Below are 6,852 nucleotides of genomic sequence, written 5' to 3' on the forward strand. Positions count from 1 at the left end.
GCGCCGGGCGCGGTGGCCGCGCGCGCGCGTTGCGCGCGCGAGCTACTGGTCGGGGAGGTCCACTCCCCCCAACGCTCCGTTCGCGACGTTCACGCCGCCGGACGTGCCGGGCCGGGCCGGTCGCGACAAGGGCGTCCCTCGGTACAGCCGCCCGCCGAAGCCCGGCCCCGCAGAGACCCCGCCGAGACCCGGACCCGCCCAGCTCGAACGGGGTGGCGGGCGCTGCGTACCCTGGTGACGATGTCCGAGAACAAGACTTCGCACTCCCGGCCCGCGTCGCTCGACGACCGCAGCCCGTGGGTGCTCGACACCCGTGAGCTGGGCCGTCACGCCGGTCTCAGCCGCGCCGTCCGGCGCACCGTGCCGCTGGACACCGAACTCGGCGTGCCCGAGGTGATCACCATCGCGGCCGGGGCCGAGCTGGAGCTGGACCTGCTGCTCGAGTCGGTCGTCGAGGGCGTGCTGGTCACCGGCACCGCCACGGCGACCGCGAGCGGCGCCTGCTCGCGTTGCCTCGACCCGATCACCGAGGACGTCGAGGTCGAGCTCACCGAGCTCTTCGCCTACCCCGGCTCCTCGACCGAGGAGACCACCGAGGAGGAAGAGATCCCCCGCCTGGTCGACGACCGGATCGACCTGGAGCCGATCGTCCGCGACGCGATCGTGCTGGCCCTGCCGCTGGCGCCGCTGTGCACCGAGGACTGTGCCGGGTTGTGCACCGAATGCGGCGTCAAGTGGGCCGATCTCGAGCCCGGACACGGGCATGAGAAGATAGACCCTCGGTGGGCCGCACTGGTCGAGCGTTTCGACGAGAACGCGGGTGACAAGCCCGTGGACGGCCCCGGAAAGCAAGCCTAGTTTCGCTCGCCTGACCGCGGGCAGACCGTCTTAAGGAGATCTACTCGTGGCCGTCCCGAAGCGGAAGATGTCGCGATCCAACACGCGCGCGCGCCGCAGCCAGTGGAAGGCGGCTCCGGTTCAGCTGGTGCCCTGCTCCAACCGCGCCTGCAAGCAGCCGAAGCTCCAGCACGTCGCGTGCCCGTCGTGCGGCCAGCACAACGGCCGCCAGGTCGTCGAGCCCGCCTGATCCGGGGTAACCGGTCATGGGGGGTAAGACACCCAACGGCCCCGCGGTCGATCCCATCTCACTGCTCGAGGCGCTCGGGGTCACTCTCGACCCCGAGCTGCTGAGGCTTTCGCTGACCCATCGTTCCTACGCTTATGAGAACGGTGGTCTCCCGCCCAACGAGCGGCTGGAGTTCCTCGGCGACGCGGTGCTCGGCCTCGTGGTCACCGACCACCTCTACACCACTCACCCCGAGCTGCCCGAGGGCCAGCTCGCGAAGCTGCGCGCCAGTGTCGTCAACATGCACGCACTGGCGGGTGTGGCGCGCGGGCTCGGCGAGGGCGGCCTCGGGGCACACCTGTTGCTGGGCAAGGGCGAGGAGCTCACCGGCGGCAGGGACAAGGCGAGCATCCTCGCCGACGGTCTCGAGGCCGTCATCGGTGCCGTCTACCTGCAGCACGGCATCGAGGTCGCCCGGAAGCTGGTGCATCACCTCTTCGACGGGCTGCTCGCCGAGGCGCCGAGGCGGGGCGCCGGGCTGGACTGGAAGACCAGCCTCCAGGAGCTGACAGCGTCGGCGGGCTTCGGTGTGCCCGAGTACCGGGTCGAGGACACCGGTCCGGACCACCGCAAGGAGTTCACCGCCACGGTGCTCGTCGGCGGCCGGGACTACGGGCGCGGCACGGGGTCCACCAAGAAGGAAGCCGAGCAGAAGGCCGCTGAGATGGCGTGGCGGGCGCTCACGGACGAGATCGCCGCCAAGCAGGCCGGCGAGCCCGAAGAGAACGACGGCGAAGGCTCCTCGTCCTGAGCCTTGCGCCAGAATGGGCGTATGCCTGAACTTCCCGAGGTCGAGGTGGTTCGCGCCGGCCTCGAGGCGCATGTCGCGCATCGCACGATCAGCAAGGTCGAAGTGCTCCACGCGCGGGCGATCCGTCGTCACGCGCTCGGTGCGGAGGATTTCACCGGCCGTCTCGCGGGCGTCCGGATCGACGCGGCGCGCCGCCGTGGCAAGTACCTGTGGCTGGAGCTTGATTCGGAAGAAGCCGTTCTCGCGCACCTCGGGATGAGCGGGCAGATGCTCGTCCAGCCCGAGGGCGCGCCGGACGAAAAGCATCTGCGGGTCCGGATCCGTTTCGCAGACGACGGCCCGGAGCTGCGGTTCGTGGATCAACGCACCTTCGGCGGTCTCGCGCTGGACGATCTGGCCGAGGTCGACGGCACGCGGCTGCCCGCGGCGATCGCGCACATCGCGCGGGATCCGATGGATCCGGCGTTCGATCTCGACGTCGCGGTGAAGGCGCTGCGTTCGCGTCGCACCGAGGTCAAACGCGCGCTGCTGGATCAGACGCTGGTGTCCGGTGTCGGCAACATCTACGCCGACGAGGCGCTGTGGCGCTCGAAACTGCACTGGGCGCGGCCGACGGACAAGCTCACCGCGGCCAGGACCAGGGCGGTGCTGACGGCGGCTTCCGAGGTCATGGCCGAAGCGCTCGTCGCGGGCGGGACGTCTTTCGATGCCTTGTACGTCAACGTAAACGGCCAGTCCGGCTACTTCGACCGGTCGCTCGACGCCTACGGCCAGGAGGGGCTGCCCTGCCGTCGCTGCGGCTCGGCGATCCGTCGCGAACCGTTCATGAACCGCTCCTCGTTCTCCTGCCCGCGATGCCAGCCGCGGCCGCGTGGTAACTCGCGTTGATGCGACCAGCGTCCTCGTCAACTAGGATGAAAACGCGCACTACAGCGCCGTTGAGGGAGTGATGGTGGCCACCGAACCCGGCAAGTCGACGCTCGCCGACAAGATCGACAGACTGTTCGACGTCGTGCGCAGGCCGGATCGTGAGTCCTACAGCCATGAAGAGGTCGCGAAGGCCTGTCGTGAGGCGACGGGGGAGAGCTTCTCCACCACCTACCTCTGGCAGTTGCGGACCGGCCGCCGTGACAACCCGACCAAACGGCATCTCGAGGCGCTCGCGCAGTTCTTCGGTGTTCCTCCGGCATACTTCTTCGACGACGAGCAGAGCACCAAGATCGCCGAGGAGCTGGCCCTGCTGGGTGCGCTGCGCGACGCCGGCGTCCGGGACGTCGCGCTGCGCGCGGTGACCCTCTCGGCCGACGGGCTGGACACGATCAGCGACATGATCGACGCGATCGCCCGCAGGGAGGCCGGCCGCGGCGGCCAGCACAGGGAGGCCTGAGCCGTGCGGGACCGGCAGCGCAAGCAGCTCTGGCGGCGGTGCCGCAGACTGGCCGAGACGCTGACCCTGCCCGAACCGTTCGACGCCGAACGGTTCGTCGCCGCGATCGCGGACCGGCGCGGGCGCCCGATCGAGCTGATGCCGGTGAACGCGCCGTCCGGCGGTCCCTGCGGGCTGCTGATGAGCACCGAGCGTGCCGACTACATCCTCTATCCGACCAACACCACCGCGTTGCACCGGCGGCACATCCTGCTGCACGAGGTCGGCCATCTGCTGTGCGGGCACGTCGGTTCCGCCGCGCCCGGCGCCGTCGGAGCGGCGATCGACGCCGCCGCCAGCCGCGCGCTCATGCCGAACCTGTCACCGGAACTCGTCCGCCGCGTGCTCGGCAGGACCACGTACACCGCCGTCGAGGAGCAGGAGGCCGAACTGCTGGCCTCGCTCATCGCGCACCGGGTGGCCCGCGGCGAGGGCGTCCGCGCGCCGGCGAGGTCCGACGAACACGACAGCGACATCGCGGGCGGGATGGCCCGGCTGGACACCCTGTTCGGGAGCAAGCCCCGTCGCGGGTCCTCGTGATCGAAACACTGGCCTACTACTGCTGTGTGCTCGGCTTCGCCGGTTTCAGCTTCAAGCTCGTCGAAGCGCGGCGTACCCAGCCCGCGCGCCGGATGTGGTGCCTGTCCGGCTTCGGGATCTGCATCGCGGCGGGAATCCTCGTGCTCACGCCCGCGACGGAGGCCTTGGTCGCCGGGCGGGAACCGCTCGCCAGCCTGGTGAACCTCGCCTCGGATCTGTTCAAGATCGGCGCGATGGCCTTCGCGGTGGCGTTCGCCCGCTCGATGCGGCTGGGCGTGCATGCCAGGCCAGGCTGGCACGCGCTGCTCACGGCCGTCGTGATCGCCGGAGAATTGGTGTTGTTCTTCCTTGCCCGGACGCACCGGGCAGGCGAAGACACTGTCGCGGGGGAAGGTCGGCTCTGGTACCTCGTTGCGTACCTGATGCTCTTCATCGTCTACGGCGTCGTCAGCCTCTCGACGTTCATCGTCGTGTTCGGCCGCTTCGCGCGGCGCGCCGAGCCGGGGCCACTGCGGACCGGGCTGTGGCTCATCGTCGGCGGCGCGGTTTCCGCACTGGCGTGGACGTTCTGGGGGATCGACGACATCGGCAGGCTCATCGCCACCGGGCAGGTGAACGCCAGCGAGGACGTCTATTCGGCGATTCTCGCCGCGGGGTGTGTCGGCTTCGCGGTCGCTGGTGCGACGCTCAGCGTCTGGGGGCCTTCGCTGAGCGCGCCGCTTCGCTGGCTTCGCGCGTATCACGCGTATCGCCGCGTCGAACCGCTGTGGGCCGCGCTGCGCGCCGCCGTTCCGGGTATCGCCCTCGATCCCGGACGTGGCCTGCCCGGCGGTGTCGAGTTCGCGTTGTACCGGCGGGTCATCGAAATCCGGGATGGGCACCTCGCCCTGCGCCCGTACTTCGATCCGGAGATCCCGGCGCTGGCCGAAGCACGGGCGCGCCGTGCCGGGGTGCCGGAACGGCTGATCGCCGCCACGGTCGAGGCGGCCGCGCTCGCCGCCGCGCTGCTCGCGAGCGAGGCGGACCGGCGCTATCAGGCCGAGGACGCCGACGTCCCCGCCGGGCAGCTCCCGGATGCCGACGTCGCCACCGAGGCCGCGTGGCTCGTCCAGGTGACGCGAGCCTGGCGACACTCCGGCGTCGTCGCGCGCATCCGCGACGAGATACGTGCTGACCTGGGAATTCCGGCCTGAGAGACACCTTCCTTGGCCGATCGGCGCACTGCTGTGCGCACTACTGCGCAATGCGTGGTACCTTCTGTCGCGTAAGACTGGAGGGATCGGGTGGAGATCAGTCAGCTACTCAAGGGCGTTCTCGATCTCGCCGTGCTCGCGGTGCTGCGCGAGGACGACGGTTACGGCTACGACGTCCTGCGAAGACTCAGGATCGCCGGCCTGGAGGACGTGGGGGACGCGTCGGTATACGGCACCCTGCGCCGCTTGTACAAGGCGGGCCTGCTGACGTCGTATGTGGTGCCGAGCGAGGAAGGGCCGCACCGCAAGTACTACAGCCTGAACGAACCGGGACGCGCCCGGCTGGCCGAATCGATGAAGGTCTGGCAGGGATTCGCGTCCACCATGGACGTATTGCTGGGACAGGGAGAGGCAGCATGAGTGAGCGGCCGACCGCCGTGCGGGTGTATTTGGCGAGGGTCCGGACGGCGCTCGCTGACCTGCCCGCCGGTGAGATCGAGGAAATCCTGGAAGACGTCCGGCCGCATCTGGCCGAGATGGAGGCCGAGCTGGGCGCCGACGCCAAGGTCGAGGCGCTGATCGAACGGCTCGGCACGCCGGAGAGCTACGCGGCGGAGTTGCGGTCGGCGGGCGGCTACCCGCCGCCGTCCGAAGCGGCGACGACCGTGCTGCCGGCGCCGGGAGCGAAGGCGCCGGGCCTGTTCGGGCCGCGATTCGCCTTGTGGGGCTTGGTGTTCTGCGCGGCGGGGCTCGCGATGTTCGCGTTCGCCGCTGCGGTGCGGGTCAATCCGGACGCGCTGCTCGGCCTGCTGTTCCTGGTGCCGGTCTTCGCGCTGAGCGTGTACTTCCTGATCCGGCGCGGCCTCGCTTCCGTGCTGGCGCTCCCGGAGGTCGAGTGGGCGCGGGCGCGGCTGGCGTCCACTGAGGACAATCGCGACGGCGGGAAGGCGCTGGGCTACCTGCGTTCGCTGCGGCCGGCATGGTGGCTGGTGTGCGCCCTCGTGCTGGTCGCGTTCGGGCTGCTGCTCATGCTGCGGCACCGGTACGCGGCGTTGTTGCTGCCGTTCCTGCTGGTCGCCGCGGTCGCGGCGGTCTGGGCCGGTGCGAAGGTGGGCAAGGACCGGCGGCTGCTGTGGGTGTCGGTGCCGATCTCGGCGTTCGTCATCGGCGGCATGCTCGGCGGGTTCGGGGCCGCGGCCGATCTGGTCGCCGGCCGGAACTCGTACAACTCGGGCTCGTACCACTACTCGAACACGAACGACTCATACGGCAGCAAGCAACTGCAGTACGGCAACGACCAGGTCGGCAACGTCTACGCGTTCGACGCGCAGGGCAAGCCGCTGACCGATGTCTACCTCTACGACGAGGAAGGCAGGCCGCTCGCGCTGAGCCGCTACGCCTGCGAGCCGGGCACGGGCAGCAAGATGCGGGTCGGTGCGGACAACAAGTTCCCGCGGCCGTGGCTCGACCAGGGCGTGGCCGACAACCGAGGGTACGTCAACGGCTACAACGGCTACCGCGGTGTCTGCCGGGAACGGACCGACATCCCGTTCAGCGCCGCGATCCCGAAGGGGACGACACCGAGCCCGAGCCCGGGCGCGCCGACCTCCAGCGCCCCGGCGGCCCCGTCTTCCTCGGCACCGGCGACGGCACCGGCGACGCCGCCGTCGAGTCCTCCGCCGGCGACGCGGTAGGTGGCCTGGTGGGGGCGGCGGGGGGGGGCGCGCCCCCCACCGTTGACCAGATTGGAACCATCCCCCAAACAGGCCCCCACCCACCCCGGGGGTGCTGAGGGTGTGGCGCGGTCACGTATAAA

Annotated in this window: 9 protein-coding genes; all 9 read left to right on the forward strand. The window is 70.2% G+C overall.

The window, feature by feature from the left end:
- Window positions 1–240: 240 nt before the first annotated feature.
- The 9 genes from ACFWX1_RS32290 (at window position 241) to ACFWX1_RS32330 (ending at window position 6,730) form a co-directional block, all read left to right on the forward strand.
- Window positions 241–858: a YceD family protein gene (locus ACFWX1_RS32290; protein ID WP_378393542.1), complete on the forward strand. Its 618-nt coding sequence runs from the start codon at window positions 241–243 to the stop codon at window positions 856–858.
- Window positions 859–904: 46 nt separating this feature from the next.
- Window positions 905–1,087: a 50S ribosomal protein L32 gene (gene rpmF, locus ACFWX1_RS32295; RefSeq protein ID WP_345389129.1), complete on the forward strand. Its 183-nt coding sequence runs from the start codon at window positions 905–907 to the stop codon at window positions 1,085–1,087.
- Window positions 1,088–1,103: 16 nt separating this feature from the next.
- A complete protein-coding gene (rnc, locus tag ACFWX1_RS32300; protein WP_378393543.1) occupies window positions 1,104–1,877 on the forward strand; it encodes a ribonuclease III in 774 nt (257 codons plus the stop codon).
- Between the two features lie 21 nt (window positions 1,878–1,898).
- On the forward strand, window positions 1,899–2,765 hold the full coding sequence (gene mutM, locus ACFWX1_RS32305; protein WP_378393544.1) for a bifunctional DNA-formamidopyrimidine glycosylase/DNA-(apurinic or apyrimidinic site) lyase: 867 nt from the start codon (window positions 1,899–1,901) through the stop codon (window positions 2,763–2,765).
- Between the two features lie 61 nt (window positions 2,766–2,826).
- Window positions 2,827–3,264 (forward strand): XRE family transcriptional regulator, encoded by a 438-nt coding sequence (locus ACFWX1_RS32310; protein ID WP_378393545.1) that lies wholly within the window; start codon window positions 2,827–2,829, stop codon window positions 3,262–3,264.
- Between the two features lie 3 nt (window positions 3,265–3,267).
- Window positions 3,268–3,843, forward strand: coding sequence for a hypothetical protein (locus ACFWX1_RS32315; RefSeq protein ID WP_378393546.1), 576 nt, complete (start codon window positions 3,268–3,270; stop codon window positions 3,841–3,843).
- Entirely contained in the window at window positions 3,840–5,036 is a 1,197-nt protein-coding gene (locus ACFWX1_RS32320) for an MAB_1171c family putative transporter (RefSeq protein WP_378393547.1), read from the forward strand. Before ACFWX1_RS32315 ends, ACFWX1_RS32320 begins: the two co-directional genes overlap by 4 nt.
- A 90-nt stretch (window positions 5,037–5,126) precedes the next feature.
- Window positions 5,127–5,456 carry a PadR family transcriptional regulator gene (locus ACFWX1_RS32325; RefSeq protein WP_378393548.1) on the forward strand — a complete coding sequence of 110 codons (330 nt, stop codon included), beginning with the start codon at window positions 5,127–5,129 and terminating at the stop codon, window positions 5,454–5,456.
- Window positions 5,453–6,730: an HAAS signaling domain-containing protein gene (locus tag ACFWX1_RS32330; protein WP_378393549.1), complete on the forward strand. Its 1,278-nt coding sequence runs from the start codon at window positions 5,453–5,455 to the stop codon at window positions 6,728–6,730. Before ACFWX1_RS32325 ends, ACFWX1_RS32330 begins: the two co-directional genes overlap by 4 nt.
- Window positions 6,731–6,852: the final 122 nt, after the last annotated feature.

Origin of the sequence: Amycolatopsis sp. NPDC059021 (assembly GCF_042739895.1) — a bacterium.
Lineage (GTDB): Bacteria > Actinomycetota > Actinomycetes > Mycobacteriales > Pseudonocardiaceae > Amycolatopsis.

What these genes read in the sequence shown, in the direction of transcription:
- mutM (WP_378393544.1), top strand. Translation starts at nt 1,899, where the DNA reads ATGCCTGAACTTCCCGAGGTCGAGGTGGTTCGCGCCGGCCTCGAGGCG.
- ACFWX1_RS32310 (WP_378393545.1), top strand. Translation starts at nt 2,827, where the DNA reads ATGGTGGCCACCGAACCCGGCAAGTCGACGCTCGCCGACAAGATCGAC.
- rnc (WP_378393543.1), top strand. Translation starts at nt 1,104, where the DNA reads ATGGGGGGTAAGACACCCAACGGCCCCGCGGTCGATCCCATCTCACTG.
- ACFWX1_RS32330 (WP_378393549.1), top strand. Translation starts at nt 5,453, where the DNA reads ATGAGTGAGCGGCCGACCGCCGTGCGGGTGTATTTGGCGAGGGTCCGG.
- ACFWX1_RS32290 (WP_378393542.1), top strand. Translation starts at nt 241, where the DNA reads ATGTCCGAGAACAAGACTTCGCACTCCCGGCCCGCGTCGCTCGACGAC.